Origin of the sequence: Telluribacter roseus (assembly GCF_017355915.2) — a bacterium.
GTDB lineage: Bacteria > Bacteroidota > Bacteroidia > Cytophagales > Spirosomataceae > Telluribacter.
This window is the reverse complement of record NZ_JAFEUV020000001.1, coordinates 625,831-641,191: the sequence shown is the minus strand read 5'-3', so window position 1 is coordinate 641,191 and position 15,361 is coordinate 625,831. Positions and strand designations below refer to the sequence as shown.

Sequence of the window (15,361 nt, the reverse complement as noted above, 5' to 3'; positions counted from 1 at the left end):
TGACACTATACTGAATATACTATTGAATTTTATGCTGCCAATCACTCTTACACACGAGGAAGAATTATTGCTAGACGACCTCAATAACTTTACTCCTCCAAATAATAATGAAGAATATAAAAAAGCTGCACAAGCATCAAAACAAATGATGAAAAGCTTGCTTCTTCGAAAAGCAATACCTGACCATCGGGTAAAGTTTTTTACTGATCCCGAGTACAACGTTGGCGCAGTTGGTGCAATTAAAAAGTCAATACAACAAGGCTTCGAGCGGAATGGCAAAAAGGGTGAAGCAATATTTGAAGATCCTAACTTCTTCAAATATCTAGATTATTTCATCAATGGTCCAAAACTGCCATACGAAGTTAAAGTTAAATCTAAGGAAATAGTTGATTCTAATACTTATAAGAACGATGCTGCTGAAGAGTTATTCGATTTCTTAAAAACTTCATCTATATCACCCAAATTAGTACTAGATAAGCGTACAACTGCTGATGAGGTTTTCAAACTAGCACTAGATCTTCATTTTGACCTTAATAATGCTTGTAGACTTAGGGAAAGATACATGAGTTTATAGATTCAATGCTTCTTACCACGGCCTGTGGGGACACAGGCCGTTTATGCTCAAGACAATAACTTCAAACCTATTATTTTCAAATAAGTACCAGCTACTTTAAGCCATACAAAATCTCAAAACCGACGCACAGGCGCTTCCTCCACCCACATCAGGTTTTATCGTTAGCTCCACTACTTTTACTTCTTCCAGGTTGACGGTATAGGTTTCCTGCTCCTCGGTGGAGGAGTCAGGACTGAAGTTGTACTGCTGCCGTACAATCTCCCGCAGGGATTGCCCCTCATCCGGTGACCACCGTAGCAGAAACTCCTGAGTCCGGGCGTGTTGCTCCTCCTGGAAGTAGAGGTGTATCGTATGTATTCGCTGTGGTTCATCAAAGATAACCCGGATGGTCTGCTTGCCCGGCTCGGATGCCCGCCAGCCCGATGAACCATCGTACGTCTCAAATGCATCCTCGATAGGAAAGGCTTCATCCTCCGAAGTCACTTCTACCTGAGCCAGGTCTTTTACATCCAGCCACTTCCCCTCCGCAGCAGATGCTTTTCCCGGGTCCTGATCTATAATTCTTTTCCGCATCATCTCTAAAATGGTTGGTTGTCCTGGTAGCCATACCTGGCTACATACATGTAAAGCCGGAAAAGGCAAAATAGTTATGAAAAACAGCAACTTACCATCAGCCAATCCCCCTGTACCGGTCACTAAAATCTTAGGTTCCGTATCCAAAACCTCCGTATCTTTATTAGACAATCACAACCGCCCAGGCCACTGACATAAAGCAGATTAGTACTAGCAGCCATATTAACAGCGGACCTCCTTATTCAGCAGCAGGATTGGCTCAGGGCCTGGTTGGATCATGCATTCGATCGTTGTATTCACTTACTCAGGGGAAAGCTATGACTGATCAATCACTCCATCCCGAAGACAGGTCCCACAAAGATCATCACTCGGCCATCAAGGACCTCCCACGTAAAAGAAAGGGGCCCATTCCTCCACCGCCGAGCTGCCCGATCGGGTGGCAACCCAATGCCCTCACTCCGGTTTTCTACGGCATACGCGACTATACCCCTGCTCAGGGAGCGCCTGTCAACCTACGGGTCTTTTTTCCGAGTCTGGATGGTTCGGTATTCTCAGCGCAGGTACTTGCCGGCTGTGGCCGCTATCCTCTGATCCTGTTCGTACACGGTAGTTGTCCCGGCGCGGTAGAGCAGTATAAGGCATGGCTGACCCTGCCGGCTCAGCTGGCCCGGGCTGGCTATGTGGTAGCTGTGCTGGATGTACCCTCTAGCGATACAGATCCGGCTACGCCCAGTCATCCGGCCCTACCAGCCCTGGTAAGTACCCTCAGCTGGATGCGTCAGACCTGGGAGTTCCGTGAGGTACTGATGGCCCCTCCGGCTACGGGAATCATCGGCCACTCCTACGGCGCCCTCCTTTCCGGGCGCTTTGCCCTACGGAACAACCTAACCGCCTACGTGTCGCTGAGTGGGGTGTGGGGCTCCTGGGATAGCCAGGCGGGTGGCACCAAGCCCATTGAGGCCCTGAACATCCCGATGCTGTTTATCCACGGTGGCTCTGATTTCCTGACCACTATGTTCGGCCATGGCCAGTGGGAGAAGCTGCGCACGCCCAAACACCGAATTATTTTTGAGAACGGGATGCACTGGGACTACCTGCGCGAAGGTACTACGCCCTGCCATCCGTCACGCGGGACCTGTAAGCTGGTGGATGAAGCTACGGCCGACTTCGTGACGATGTTTCTGGCGAAATACCTGCCCCCGGAACTGGCCCCGCATCTCCCCGACCATATACCCGACAGCCTCACGCCGCCCCCGTTGGTACTTACGCCCGAGCAGGAGTTCTACGCGGGTAGCTACCTCAACGGCGTAGCCGCACTATCCGGCAACAGCCAGTGCGCTGTAACGCAGGAATCGGAAACCGATCCGTCCCGGTTTATCATTAATAATTTCGGCTATGAGCAGGGCTGGCGGGTAGACCAGCACCCGCGATTCCTGGTTGATCTGACCGGCGACCGACGTGCCGATATAGTAGGCTTTGGTAATGCCGGAGTATGGACAGCCCTGAATAATGGAGATGGCAGCTTTCAGCCGCCCCGGTTCGTACTGGCTAACTTTGGGTACCAGGCCGGAGGGTGGCGCGTAGACCATCACCTCAGGCTCCTGGCTAACCTGACCCGTGACTTGAGAGCCGACCTAGTAGGCTTTGGCAACGACGGCGTCTGGACAGCTCTGGGTAATGGAGATGGTACCTTTCAGCCGGCCCGACGGGTACTTAACGACTTTGGCTACAACCAGGGGTGGCGGGTAGACAAGCATCCGCGCCTGATGGTGGACCTGAACGGCGACTTCCGGGATGACTTCGTTGGCTTTGGCAACCACGGGGTTTGGATTGCGATCAGCAACCCAAATGGTACCTTCCAACCTCACCACCTGGTACTTCAGAACTTTGGTTATAATCAGGGATGGCGGGTAGATAAACATCCGCGTTTTGTGGCCCGAGTTACCGGTGACTTTCCGGCTGATATTGTAGGGTTCTTTGATGATGGCGTGTGGCTGGCTACGGGCAACGGCAATGGCAGCTTCCAGCCTGCCCGCCGCGTCATCGGCAACTTCGGCTACAATCAGGGCTGGCGGGTAAATCAACATCCCCGTATTCTGGCAGACCTGACGGGTGAAGGACGGGCGGATATAGTAGGCTTCGGTAATGACGGCGTATGGACCTGTGTTAACACCGGCCAGGGCAACTTCCAGCCGCCCCGCTTAGTACTTAATGACTTTGGCTATAATCAGGGCTGGCGGGTGGACCGGCATCCCCGCTTCCTGGCAGATCTGACTGGAGATAGAACGGCCGACATTGTGGGTTTTGGCAATGATGGGGTCTACGTAGCTTTGAGCAAGGGCGATGGTACCTTTCATCCTGTACGCAGGGTCATCAAGAACTTTGGTATCAATGCCGGGAGCTGGCACGTAGACAAACACCCCCGCTTCGTAACGGACCTGACCGGCGACCGCTGCGCCGATGTGATCGGCTTTGGTGATCAGGGCGTTTGGATCGCCCTTAACAAGGGAAATGGTACCTTTTGATTAGTTATTTTTGTATTAAACAAATATTTAATACTCATGCGCCTCCGACTGCTAAAGTAGAGTGACTATTTACATAGCTTTGCCGTACGAACACAAACTACCTTAGCTCTCCATGAAGCGCATTCACCTCTTTGAATTTGAAGATTTTGCCTGGTTCCCCCATTGGCTTCGGACCAGCCTCACGCGACTGATCGTAGTCATGCACCGGCTGCTTGGATCGGGCGACGAACTGGCGGGACTGATCTACCGGGCGCTTAAGCATACTCCTACACCGGCCATTGTTGACCTTTGTTCGGGTAGTGGCGGACCGATGATAGAGGTAGTGAATACCATCCGACAGAAACACCGGATACAGAATCTAACCCTGACACTCAGCGACCTGTACCCCAACCTCGAACTGGCCCAACAGATCAATAACAAACCAGACCAGCCCATCAGGTATCTGACTACGCCCGTGGATGCCACGGACGTCAATCCGGCTATGAAAGGGGTACGTACCATGGTCGGTAGTATGCACCACATGCGGCCCGAAGTAGCAAGGGGCATACTGCGGGATGCCAAAGAGCAGAAGCAGCCGATCTGTATATTCGAGATCAGCGACAACAGCTTTCCCATCTGGCTGTGGTGGATCGCGCTTCCGCTCAACTTCCTGATCCCCTTCTTCATCACGCCGCTGGTCCGGCCTCTGACCTGGCAGCAGATTGTATTTACGTACCTGATTCCCATTATCCCTCTCTTCTTTGCCTGGGACGGTGCGGTATCCAACGCCCGCACCTACACGCTGGAAGATCTGGACACGCTGCTCGACGGATTGTACTCCGACGACTACCATTGGGAAAAGGGCCGCATAGTCGGAAAAGCAAAGAAATTATATTTACTTGGGCTCCCTGTATTGAAATAGTACCACCCTCCCAGTTTTAGAGAGTCCTTGTATGTTTACGTTCAGGAAGACGTATGTCCTATGGGCCATTGCCCTTTTTATTATTGAAGTCCTAATTGCCAGGTACCTGCAGGACCCGATCATCCGGCCCTACGGGGGAGACTTCCTGGTGGTGATCCTGGTGTATTGTGTGGTCAGGGGCTTAATCAATGTACCGGTGCTGCCAGCGGCCGTTGGGTCTTTAGTATTCGCGTACCTGGTAGAGTCCCTGCAATATGGCAACCTGGTAGAGCTGCTGGGGATACAGCACCATCGGCTGGCTCTACTGGTACTGGGGCACCAGTTTGAGTGGCTGGATATGCTGGCCTATACCCTGGGTACCGCCCTGGTGCTGGTACTGGAAAGGCCCTGGCATCAGAAGGAAGTAGCCTTACGCTAAGAGTCTCAACCGTACCTTTGGGATCTACAGTCAGGAACACTTATTTACATCCGGATACGTATATCCAACCTACTACACCATGACTGATACGTATGACCTAAATCGTTTTCTGGAAGCGCAGGAGAATGTATATCACGATGCCCTGCGGGAAATACGCAATGGCCGGAAGCAGAGCCACTGGATGTGGTTTATATTTCCGCAGATCCTTGGATTAGGACAAACCGAAACATCCCGATACTACGCCATCAAATCATCGGGAGAGGCCGCTGCCTACCTCTCCCACCCCGTACTGGGCAGTCGCCTCCGGGAGATATCCGAGGCCCTGCTGTCGGTCCGGAACAAGTCGGCCCTTGACATTATGGGTACTCCGGACGACCTCAAGCTACGATCCTCTATGACCTTGTTTGGGCAGGTGAGCAACGACAACCGGGTATTTGAGCAGGTACTGGACTGCTACTTCAACGGCGAGAAAGACGGCCGTACCATCCAGATCCTGCGTGAGATGGGAGACGAGCAACTGTAATTTTTTCCGTCCGCTGCTATTGACATTTCAAAAATTAATTTAACTTTGTATCGCAAAGTACTTTGATATGACAGAGCAACACGAACAACTCGCCGCCCTACGTGAGATCCGTACTATAATGGATCGTTCCTCCCGCTTTATCTCCCTGAGCGGACTATCCGGTATAGGTGCCGGTCTGTCAGCACTGGTGGGAGTCGCTGCCATCCAGTGGCACCTGAGTAGCCGGGGCTTAACGTACCAGAACTTGTACAACGATCCGGTCAAGCAGGAGACGGGCTTGTTTCTGGCGGCGGTGGCTGTGGTGGTGCTGATACTGGCTATCAGTACGGCCGTTTACTTTACCACCCGGAATGCCCACAAGGTAAAGCAGTCGGTCTGGAACAGTCAAGCTCAGCGCGTAGTCGTGAATTTAAGCATCCCGCTGGCGGCGGGCGGTGTGTTCTGTCTGGTGCTACTGTACCACCAGTACTACTCCCTGATCGCGCCATCCATGCTGGTGTTCTACGGCCTGGGCCTCATCAACTGCGGCAAGTATACCTACCGCGACATACGGTCTCTGGGCTTTTGTGAACTGGCACTGGGCCTGCTAGCCTGCTTCATTGTTGATTATGGTTTTCTGGCCTGGGCACTGGGTTTTGGCGTACTTCATCTGGTGTACGGAGCAGTCATGTACTACAAGTACGAACGGTCACCCCAGCAGGTACTTAATTGAGTACTTTGAATACATTAAGTAGAGAGTAAGCCCAACGGATGCCCTATATGGAGAATGTGAAGGAATACCTGAAAGATATCAACAAGGATTTTGAGAGCCGGGCACGGCTCGGTATCATGTCGGTACTAATGGTAGAGGAAAGTGTAGATTTTAATTTTCTGAAAGAGACCCTGCAGCTGACGGATGGTAATCTGGCCAGTCACCTGCGTGCACTCGAAGAGGCAGCCTACCTGCGGGTAGAAAAACAGTTTGTCGGGCGCAAGCCTAACACCCGTTACCAGGCTACTCCCGCCGGTAAGGAAGCTTTCAGGAATCATCTGGATGCACTCGAGCGCCTGATTCTGGACAACCGTAATCCGTAGTCTATTTTTTTACCCACTTACTTTGAAATTCAAAGTACTTTTAAACTTTATCATATTTACATAAACCGGGAACGACTATGACAACCAGAAGCTCCACCGCCGACACGCCCGTTCATCCCAGACCGCTGCGTTCCCGCATGCTGCAGGGAGCGGGCTTTGCTACTGCCCTGCTGATCGTCTTCATGCTCCTTGGAGGCGAGCCCAATCCTAATCCCAGGACTTTGATGATACTCCCCTTCCTTACGGTCCCCTTCGGAGGTGCGCTGGGTGGACTGGTGTACTACCTGATGGACTTTATGCGGTACCAGGGCGGCTGGAGAAGGAACCTGGCCAATGTACTGAGCCTGCTGATCTATGTATTGCTGCTGGCGGCGACGCTGATCGTGGGGCTAAACGGGCCCGATTAACTCCCCGATGATTTCTTCATCCATATAAGAATTTAAAGTCTATCTCATTCTGATCAACCCTACTCCCGCCTGAATCTGAAGCTACTTAACACCCAAAGCTATGACACTCGAAATTTCCAACATCTCCAAGAGCTATTCCAACGGCCGGTCCACCGAGGTGGTGCAGGCGCTGAAAAACGTATCGCTCTCTATTCCGAATGGGATGTACGGCCTGCTGGGACCCAACGGAGCTGGTAAGTCCACGCTGATGCGCATCCTGGCTACCCTGCAGGAGCCGGACGAAGGCAGCATCCGCCTCGGCGACCCATCGGCAGGCCCTGTCATAGACGTACTGAAGCAGAAGGACGAAGTACGTCAGACGCTCGGCTACCTGCCGCAGGAATTTGGTGTCTACCCCAAAGCCCGAGCGGAGGATCTGCTCGATTACTTTGCCATACTCAAGGGCATCACCCAACGAAAGGCGCGAAAGGAGGTAGTGGAAGCCCTGCTCCGGCAAACCAACCTGTGGGATGTACGGAGGCAAAGGCTGGGAGGGTTCTCGGGAGGTATGCGGCAGCGCTTTGGGGTGGCGGTGGCCCTGCTGGGAAATCCAAAACTAATGATTGTAGATGAACCGACAGCGGGGCTGGATCCGGCCGAGCGGGTGCGCTTCCTGAACCTGCTCAGCGAATTGGGTGAAAACAGTGTGGTGATCCTTTCCACCCATATTGTCGAAGACGTGAGCGAACTCTGCACCCGGATGGCAATCATCAATAAGGGTGAGATCCTGCTCGAAGCGGAGCCGCTCAAGGCAATAGATGGATTGCAGAGCCACATCTGGCGCAGAATCGTCGAGAAGAGTGCGCTCTCCCAGCTGGAGCGTGAGTACAGGATCATATCCACTAAGCTACTCAGCGGCCGCACCGTCGTCCATATCTACAGCGAGGAAGATCCGGGAAATGGTTTTGAGCCCGTAGCTCCGGACCTGGAAGATGTGTACTTCAGTACCATGGCCGGTCATATAGGTACTCATAAACCTGTGGTCGCCCTATGAAGTTCCGGGAGATAGTCCGCTTTGAGTTTATCTACCAGGTACGTCGCCCCTGGCCGTGGCTTTTCGTCATCGTCCTGCTCGTACTGGATTTTCTAATGACCAGGGACGGCTCCGTCTCGGAGGTACTCTATTCCGAATTCTTTCTCAACTCTCCGTTTGGTATCGCGAAGACCACCGTTTTTGGTAGTCTGCTCTGGCTGGTATTGGCTGCGCCCATTGCCGGAGATGCGGCCGCTCGGGATGTGACCACGGGCATGTATCCTCTTATTTACACCACCCCCGTCAGTAAGGCTGAGTACCTGGGAGGGCGATTCGTGGCAGCTCTTGTTCTCAATTTACTGATTCTGCTTGCCGTGCAGGCAGGCATCCTGCTGGGCGTCTACCTGCCCGGCGTGGATGCCGAGCTGATCGGTCCGTTCCGGCCCGCTGCCTTTGTTACCGCCTACGCCTACATTGCGCTGCCGAATGCCTTTGCTGCTACCACTATCCAGTTTTTCGTGGCTGCAAGAACCGGCCGTGCCATGGGGGCTTACTTCGGCAGTTTCCTTATCATCTTCATGGGCTTCTTTGTAGCCTCCTTCCTTCTTTTCAAACAAGGCCTTGGCACATTACTGGATCCAATCGGTATTCGTTTTGTAGTAGAAGATATCGCGCATCTATGGACACCCATCGAGAAGAACCGGCGCCTGATCGGGTTGGAGGGGATTGTACTTACAAACCGCCTTCTGTGGGTCAGCATTGGTCTGGCAGGGCTTGCAGTCACCTACCTGAGCTTTGGATTTGCCCATCGTACGGGAAGCGCCTCGTGGAGCCGCATGAGGCAGCTTTTCACTCCGTTTAGAGGAGCCACAGCGAAAGCCTACGCACCAGTACCTGCCGTCCTTGGTGCTATTGCAGATACGCCAGTCTACGTCCCGAAGGTGGAGAGGCGGTTTGGCTTCACTACCAACATTCATCAAATGCTCACCGTCGCGTGGGCATCGTTTGGCTCTATCGTGACGAGCTGGGCCGGACTATTCATGCTGGCATTCATCCCGCTCCTAGCCATCCCGGTGGTACTCGATCAAATGGAGTCTAATGGCGTTCCGTTGGTACCCACTACCATCCGGGTCATCTCCGAACTGACTGCCCCACTGGCCGATGAGCTGAGTCGCTGGGTCATCATCCCGTTCCTTATCGTTTTTTTCGCCGGTGAGTTGGTCTGGCGCGAACGCGAAGCCAGAATGGGCGAAATCACCGATGCGATGCCCGGATCGGACTGGGCCTCTTTCCTGGGTAAGTTCATGGGCCTGGCCCTCCTGCTCGTCGTGTTCCTAACTCTCCAGATTGGGGCGGGGATGCTTGCTCAGGTGATGATGGATTATTATGACTTCCAGATCGGGCTGTACCTGAAAATCATGTTCGGGCTTCAGCTGACTGATTACCTACTCTTTACGTTGCTTGCCCTCGTGGTGCATGTGGTGGTAGACCACAAATACATCGGTCATCTGGTAGCGATCATTGCCTTCGTATTCATCGCCCTCGCCTCCCTGTTTGGAGTGGAGCATAACCTGCTCATCTACGGCGCCAGCCCGGGGTGGTCCTATACCGGGATGCGGGGCTTCGGGTCGTCCCTCTTGCCCTGGTTGTGGTTCAAGGGCTATTGGGCAGCGTGGGCCCTGCTACTTGCGGTGGCGGCGAGGCTGCTCTGGGTACGCGGCCGGGAGAGCAGTTTCCGCGTGCGGTTACAGTTGGCGCGGCGGCGTCTCACGCGTCACACAGCCTGGACTGCCGGGGTGGCGGCAGGGCTTATCCTGATACTGGGCAGTTACATTTTCTATAACACGAATGTACTGAACGACTATCACACCGCTTCCGAAACCAAAGAGCGGGCCGCTGCCTATGAGCTCCGCTACGCGCGTTATGCTGATACCCCACAACCCCGACTTGCGGCGACCAAACTGCATATAGAGATTTATCCTGAGCGGCGAACGGTAGAGATTCGCGGCACGTACCACCTCGTGAACCGCAGTGATGTAGACATAGACTCCATTCATGTGGCCACGGTGCCCGGAGTTGAAACCCAAGCCCTGAGGTTCAATCGCCCCGTGGCTCATGTGCTGACCGACGAGAAGCTTTTCCACCGAATCTATACGCTGGACAAGCCTCTACAGCCCGGTGATTCCCTACAGCTTGCATTCCAGGTGCTGGTCAAGCCGCATGGCTTCCACGAGAATGGTGTAGACGCCTCCGTGGCTGCGAATGGCACGTACTTCACGAACAGCTGGCTACCCGCCATCGGCTACCAAAAGAGTCGCGAACTGCTCCATGCCCCTGACCGGCGGGAACACGGTCTTGCCCCACGCCCGGTGATTGCCTCGCTCTACGACCTCAAAGCAATAGAGGATAAGGGCACCGGGGGAGGCACGCTTGAAACGGTGGTAGGCACTGCTTCGGATCAGGTAGCCGTTGCTCCGGGCGCGCTTCGCCGGACATGGACAACAGGCCCATCGTCAGGCCCAGGGCAGGTGCGCCGGTACTTCCACTATGCAACAGCTGGATCAGCCGGGGGCGAATGGGGCTTCTTCTCCGCCAATTATGTGGTACATAAAGTGCAGTGGAAAAATCCGGATAGCTCAGGCCAAACCGTAGACATACAGATTTTCCACAACCCGCAGCATACGGCGCACCTGGACCGCTTGGTTCGGAGTATCCGGACTTCCCTGGACTACTACAGCAGAGAGTTTGGTCCCTACCCGCGCGGCTACCTGAGTGTAGTCGAAGGGGCCGGCAACGGCACGGGTATGCACGCCGAAGGGGGTATGCTCACCTACGCGGAGGGATTTGCCCTCTGGAACCTGAATGATACGCAGGATAGTTTTGATTTCCCCTCAGCCGTGGTGGCGCACGAAATGGCGCACCAGTGGACGGTCCCCTATGCCAACGTTGAAGGAGCGCCGGTGATGTCCGAGAGCCTTGCCTGGTACTACGCGATAAAAGCCGTGGAGCATACCAGGGGGAGTGAAGAGCTCCAGCGACTCTTAAACTTCCTGCGGGTGTCTCAGATACGTCCGGAGATCCGGCGGGGTGAACCGTTGCTCCGGGGACTTGACCCGTACATGTCCTACCGCAAGGGGCCGTTCGCGCTGTACACACTGAGTGAGTACCTTGGCGAGGAGCGGGTCAATGGAGCGCTGAGGAGCCTGGTAGAGAAGCATCGAAAAGGAGAGGCTCCACTGGCAACAACGCTGGATCTATACCGTGAGCTAAAAGCGGTGACGCCTGATACTCTGCAGTACCTGCTACACGACCTGTTTGAGGTGAACACGTACTGGGAGCTCAAGACAGATGGAGCAACGGCGAAGCAAACAGGGACCGGCTCCTGGGAGGTGACGCTCGCCCTGCAGGCACGTAAAGTGGTAGCCGACAGCGCAGGTGTTGAAAAGGAAGTACCTATGAATGACTGGGTAGAGATAGGGATAAGTGAGCAGGGCAAAGACTCTGACAAGCCGCTCTACCGGCAGAAGCGTCGCATCCGCTCCGGCAAGCAAACCATCCTGGTAACGGTACCGTACAAGCCCGACCTAATTGACCTCGACCCCCGGCAACTACTCATTGAACAAAAAACAGATGATAATAGGAAGGAGATAAAGCTATGAAGTTCAATACGATCTTTCGCTACGAATTCCGCTATCAGCTAGGTCATGTCTCGACCTGGCTCCTGTTTACGGCATTTCTTCTGTTTGGATTTATACTACTAAGATTAGTTAATCTCACCGACGGCACTTATCTGAATGCTCCCGGTACCATTGCCTTCTTTACGGTCTTCGGTAGCGCGATATGGGTTGTGATTGGCGGCGTGGTGGCAGGCGATTCGGCAACCCGGGATATACAGACACGGATGCATCCGCTTACGTATACTACGCCGGTAAGCAAATTAATCTATCTGGGTGCACGTTTCCTCGCAGCCCTGGCTCTCAATGTCCTGATCCTGCTGGCCCTTTACGTCGGAATGCTCCTCTCCTTCTATGGCCCCGGGGCTAAGACGCAGTTTGTTGCCCCATGGCGTCTGGCGTCTTATCTGACCAACTACGGCTTCCTGGCTTTGCCTACTGTAGTTGTTGTTACGGCCGTCCAGTTTGTGTTCGCCACATTGAGTGGTCGGGCCATTGCCAGCTATATCGCCAGCATTGTTATCATTATATTTTCGCAGTTTGGTGGTACCACGGTTCGGTACGCGCTGGAGTGGAAGGTACTCGGCAGCCTGATGGACCTGCTCGGTACCAGCCTTATCGTAGAGATGGAAGGTTGGACACCCATCGACAAGAATACACGGCTAATCCTGCCGGAAGGTACCTGGCTCTGGAACCGCATCACGTGGTTTGGAGTGGCTGCGGGTGCGCTCCTATTTACTTATGTCCGGTTTCGATTGGCCCATGTTACGCCAAACGTACTAAGGTTACCCCTATTCGGGCGCCGTCCCGATCCGGCACTCCCCACTGCGCAGCCTTCATTGGAGATAACTCCTACTCGTAGCTATTCCAGCAGCCGGACCAGTATACCCCACATCACCCGTGATTTTGCATTTGCTACCTATCTGCGCCAGACACGCACCATTGCCTGGGCCTCGTACAAGGCGATTGCGGGTAGCCAGGCTGGACTTACACTTGTAGCCATACTGGCTATCGGTACGGGGCTGTTCGCGACCGAGTACATGGAGTGGTTGGGAGTGCCGCTGCTGGCGCGTACGGAAGAAGTACTAAGGGTACTTACCCCACCGCTGAGCAGCTACCAGACCCAGTGGATCATCATTCCCCTACTCACCATCTTCTACGCCGGAGAGCTCGTCTGGCGCGAACGCGAAGCAGGGGTACATGAACTCTCGGACACGACGCCCGTGCCCGAACGGGTCCTGTTCCTGGGTAGGTTCGTAGGGCTCGCGCTCATCATCACTACGTGGATGGCCTTCCTGATGTTGGCCGGAATCATTAACCAACTTGTGATGGAGTACCACCATTTCGAGATCAACGTATACATCAGGGCGCTCTTCGGCATTCAGCTTACCAACTACCTCCTCTTTGCACTGCTTGTATTCGTGATCCATGTCGTGGTGAATCAAAAGTACCTCGGGCTCATGGTGGCAATCGCCGCGTATGGTTACATACTTTTTGCTTCCATGATCGGAGTGGAGCATAACATGCTGGTGTATGCCTCCGACACGGGCTGGTCGTACAGTGACATGCGCGGCTTCGGACCTTATATCACACCCTGGCTGTGGTTCAAGTTCTATTGGGCATCATGGGCCTTTTTACTGGCGGTGGTAGCTATTCTGTTCTGGGTGCGCAGCAAAGAAGGCGGACCCAAAACTCGGCTTCTCCTGGCCCGGCACCGATTCGGGCAGCACAAACTCATCGCTGCGATGGCCCTGGTTCTTGTTTTCATATCAAGTGGTTTTGTATTCTACAATACCAATGTGCTGAATAAGTACCTGAGTCAAGAGGAGCGGATGGAGATGCGGGCGGAGTATGAGCGGTGCTATGGAGCGTTTGAAGCTACACCACAGCCCGTACTGGCACGTACCAGGCTACACGTTGAGCTATATCCTGAGGATGGAGCGGCTGACATTCGGGCAACGTACCTTCTGGTGAACCGTAGCCAGGTAGCTATCGACTCCATACATCTTTCCAGCGTTCCAAACCTTAGTATAACAGCGATTACTTTTAGTCAGGCAGCTACCCAAATAGTTCAGGATGAAGCTCTCGGATATCGTATCTATTCTTTAAAAGAACCACTCAGGCCCGGCGACTCCGTGCAGATGAGCTTCCAGGTACATATCAAGCCCAATGGATTCAGCAACAGTGGGATGAATGACGCAGTCGTTGCGAATGGTAGCCACATTGATAGCAACGAATGGATGCCCACTATTGGTTACGATGAAAATCGCCGCCTGAGCGATGCGGAAGACCGAAAAAAGTATAGTTTGGCTCCGCGTCCGGCCAGGCCCTCCCTGTACGATGTGTCAGCGCGCTACGATACTCAGCATGCCACACGGATGGATTTTGAAGCTGTGGTAGGTACCACAAAGGATCAGATCGCGGTAGCACCAGGTACTCTCAAGCGTACGTGGACAAAAGCCCCTTTGTCAGGCTCAGGACAGGAGCGCCGATATTTTCACTACGCCACCAATGCACCAGTTCTTAATGAGTACGCCCTCTTCTCAGCCAGGTACGCCGTACGGGAAGCCCGGTGGGTACCCAAACCACTGGCCTCCGGTCAAACAAATTATGCTCAGAGATCAGAAAGCACAGCAAGACCGGTTACGATTCAGATCTACTATCATCCCACCCACGATGCCAACGTAGAGCGCATGGTGAAAAGTGCACAGGCTTCGCTGGAGTACTACGCACAGGAGTTTGGCCCTTACCCGTACACCTATTTTCGTGTACTGGAGCGACCAGGTCCCGGCCGGGGGATGCACGCCGAACCCATGACAATTGATTACCCGGAAGGGTACTCCCTGATGAACCCGAAGTCAGGCGGCCTTGACCTCCCCTACCACATCATGGCACACGAAGTGGCGCACCAGTGGTGGGGCATCCACCTCGCTCCCGCCGCGGTGGAGGGATCAGGTTTACTCATTGAAAGCTTCGCCACCTACTCTGCCATGCAGGTGGTGGAGGAAACGCTGGGCTACGAGCACCTGCTCAAGTACATGTCCCAGATGCGACAGGAGTATGAAGTACCCCGCTCGCGGGCGGCACCTCCGTTGCTCCGGGCCAACAACCGGTTTATGCTGTACCGCAAAGGCCCCTTCGCGCTATTCGCGCTGAGGCATTACATCGGGAAATCCAAAGTGAACGATGCGCTCCGACGGATGCTTAGGGACTATTCGCCTAACCCGCCACTACCCACTACGCTCGACTTCTATCGGGAACTGCGGGCGGTGACGCCGGATTCGCTGCATTATCTGGTGCATGATCTATTTGCAGCCAATACCTTCTGGGAGCTCCGCACAGAACGAGCCACTGCAAAGCAGACCCCCAAAGGTACCTGGCAGGTAAAGCTGGACGTGGAAGCGCGTAAAGTGACCGTCGACAGCATCGGCAGGGAGACAAAAGTACCTATGCATGACTGGATAGAAGTGGGCGTATATGCTCCGCAGGCAGCAGATGAAAAATCGGCTAAAATACTCCACCTGCAAAAGCACCGCATCCGCTCTGGTAAGCAGACGTTCGTCCTTACTATGACTGAAAAGCCTGACCGTGCCGGGATTGACCCCAATCATCTGCTGATTGATCTGGAAATAGACGATAATGTAAGAAAGGTAGAGATGGAGAACTGAGCGTACTATTCA

The 15,361-nt window shown here is 53.8% G+C and carries 12 protein-coding genes; 11 read left to right on the top strand and 1 reads right to left on the bottom strand.

Translation table 11 applies throughout. The features are described 5' to 3' along the window. Positions 1-31: 31 nt before the first annotated feature. Positions 32-574, top strand: a complete 543-nt coding sequence (locus JTN23_RS02690; protein ID WP_247232188.1) for a hypothetical protein — start codon at positions 32-34, stop codon at positions 572-574. A gap of 96 nt (positions 575-670) precedes the next feature. Here the strand turns inward: JTN23_RS02690 and JTN23_RS02685 are convergent, their stop codons facing one another. Beyond that, on the bottom strand, positions 671-1,150 hold the full coding sequence (locus tag JTN23_RS02685) for a hypothetical protein (protein ID WP_247232186.1): 480 nt from the start codon (positions 1,148-1,150) through the stop codon (positions 671-673). A gap of 314 nt (positions 1,151-1,464) precedes the next feature. On the opposite strand from JTN23_RS02685, the gene JTN23_RS02680 reads away from it, so the two are divergent. From JTN23_RS02680 to JTN23_RS02635, 10 genes are all read left to right on the top strand, one after another. Then, positions 1,465-3,672, top strand: coding sequence for an FG-GAP repeat domain-containing protein (locus JTN23_RS02680; RefSeq protein WP_247232185.1), 2,208 nt, complete (start codon positions 1,465-1,467; stop codon positions 3,670-3,672). Between the two features lie 112 nt (positions 3,673-3,784). Further along, the gene (locus JTN23_RS02675) at positions 3,785-4,573 is read left to right on the top strand and encodes a hypothetical protein (protein ID WP_247232183.1); all 789 of its coding nucleotides are present in this window, start codon (positions 3,785-3,787) and stop codon (positions 4,571-4,573) included. A gap of 31 nt (positions 4,574-4,604) precedes the next feature. After that, the gene (locus JTN23_RS02670) at positions 4,605-4,991 is read left to right on the top strand and encodes a ribosomal maturation YjgA family protein (protein ID WP_247232181.1); all 387 of its coding nucleotides are present in this window, start codon (positions 4,605-4,607) and stop codon (positions 4,989-4,991) included. Positions 4,992-5,070: 79 nt separating this feature from the next. Then, positions 5,071-5,514 (top strand): DUF1810 domain-containing protein, encoded by a 444-nt coding sequence (locus tag JTN23_RS02665; protein WP_247232179.1) that lies wholly within the window; start codon positions 5,071-5,073, stop codon positions 5,512-5,514. A 67-nt stretch (positions 5,515-5,581) separates the two neighbouring features. Beyond that, positions 5,582-6,226 (top strand): hypothetical protein, encoded by a 645-nt coding sequence (locus JTN23_RS02660; RefSeq protein ID WP_247232177.1) that lies wholly within the window; start codon positions 5,582-5,584, stop codon positions 6,224-6,226. Between the two features lie 56 nt (positions 6,227-6,282). Further along, complete coding sequence (locus JTN23_RS02655) at positions 6,283-6,588, top strand: winged helix-turn-helix domain-containing protein (RefSeq protein ID WP_409049424.1); 306 nt, start codon at positions 6,283-6,285, stop codon at positions 6,586-6,588. A gap of 77 nt (positions 6,589-6,665) precedes the next feature. Continuing rightward, positions 6,666-6,995, top strand: a complete 330-nt coding sequence (locus JTN23_RS02650) for a potassium transporter KefB (RefSeq protein WP_247232173.1) — start codon at positions 6,666-6,668, stop codon at positions 6,993-6,995. A 100-nt stretch (positions 6,996-7,095) separates the two neighbouring features. Beyond that, positions 7,096-8,028: an ABC transporter ATP-binding protein gene (locus JTN23_RS02645; RefSeq protein WP_247232171.1), complete on the top strand. Its 933-nt coding sequence runs from the start codon at positions 7,096-7,098 to the stop codon at positions 8,026-8,028. Next, positions 8,025-11,666, top strand: a complete 3,642-nt coding sequence (locus JTN23_RS02640; protein WP_247232169.1) for an ABC transporter permease/M1 family aminopeptidase — start codon at positions 8,025-8,027, stop codon at positions 11,664-11,666. Before JTN23_RS02645 ends, JTN23_RS02640 begins: the two co-directional genes overlap by 4 nt. After that, positions 11,663-15,349, top strand: a complete 3,687-nt coding sequence (locus JTN23_RS02635; RefSeq protein ID WP_247232167.1) for an ABC transporter permease/M1 family aminopeptidase — start codon at positions 11,663-11,665, stop codon at positions 15,347-15,349. Before JTN23_RS02640 ends, JTN23_RS02635 begins: the two co-directional genes overlap by 4 nt. The last annotated feature ends 12 nt before the right edge of the window (positions 15,350-15,361 follow it).

What these genes read in the sequence shown, in the direction of transcription:
- JTN23_RS02690 (WP_247232188.1), top strand. Translation starts at nt 32, where the DNA reads ATGCTGCCAATCACTCTTACACACGAGGAAGAATTATTGCTAGACGAC.
- JTN23_RS02685 (WP_247232186.1), bottom strand. Translation starts at nt 1,150, where the DNA reads ATGATGCGGAAAAGAATTATAGATCAGGACCCGGGAAAAGCATCTGCT.
- JTN23_RS02680 (WP_247232185.1), top strand. Translation starts at nt 1,465, where the DNA reads ATGACTGATCAATCACTCCATCCCGAAGACAGGTCCCACAAAGATCAT.
- JTN23_RS02675 (WP_247232183.1), top strand. Translation starts at nt 3,785, where the DNA reads ATGAAGCGCATTCACCTCTTTGAATTTGAAGATTTTGCCTGGTTCCCC.
- JTN23_RS02670 (WP_247232181.1), top strand. Translation starts at nt 4,605, where the DNA reads ATGTTTACGTTCAGGAAGACGTATGTCCTATGGGCCATTGCCCTTTTT.
- JTN23_RS02665 (WP_247232179.1), top strand. Translation starts at nt 5,071, where the DNA reads ATGACTGATACGTATGACCTAAATCGTTTTCTGGAAGCGCAGGAGAAT.
- JTN23_RS02660 (WP_247232177.1), top strand. Translation starts at nt 5,582, where the DNA reads ATGACAGAGCAACACGAACAACTCGCCGCCCTACGTGAGATCCGTACT.
- JTN23_RS02650 (WP_247232173.1), top strand. Translation starts at nt 6,666, where the DNA reads ATGACAACCAGAAGCTCCACCGCCGACACGCCCGTTCATCCCAGACCG.
- JTN23_RS02645 (WP_247232171.1), top strand. Translation starts at nt 7,096, where the DNA reads ATGACACTCGAAATTTCCAACATCTCCAAGAGCTATTCCAACGGCCGG.
- JTN23_RS02640 (WP_247232169.1), top strand. Translation starts at nt 8,025, where the DNA reads ATGAAGTTCCGGGAGATAGTCCGCTTTGAGTTTATCTACCAGGTACGT.
- JTN23_RS02635 (WP_247232167.1), top strand. Translation starts at nt 11,663, where the DNA reads ATGAAGTTCAATACGATCTTTCGCTACGAATTCCGCTATCAGCTAGGT.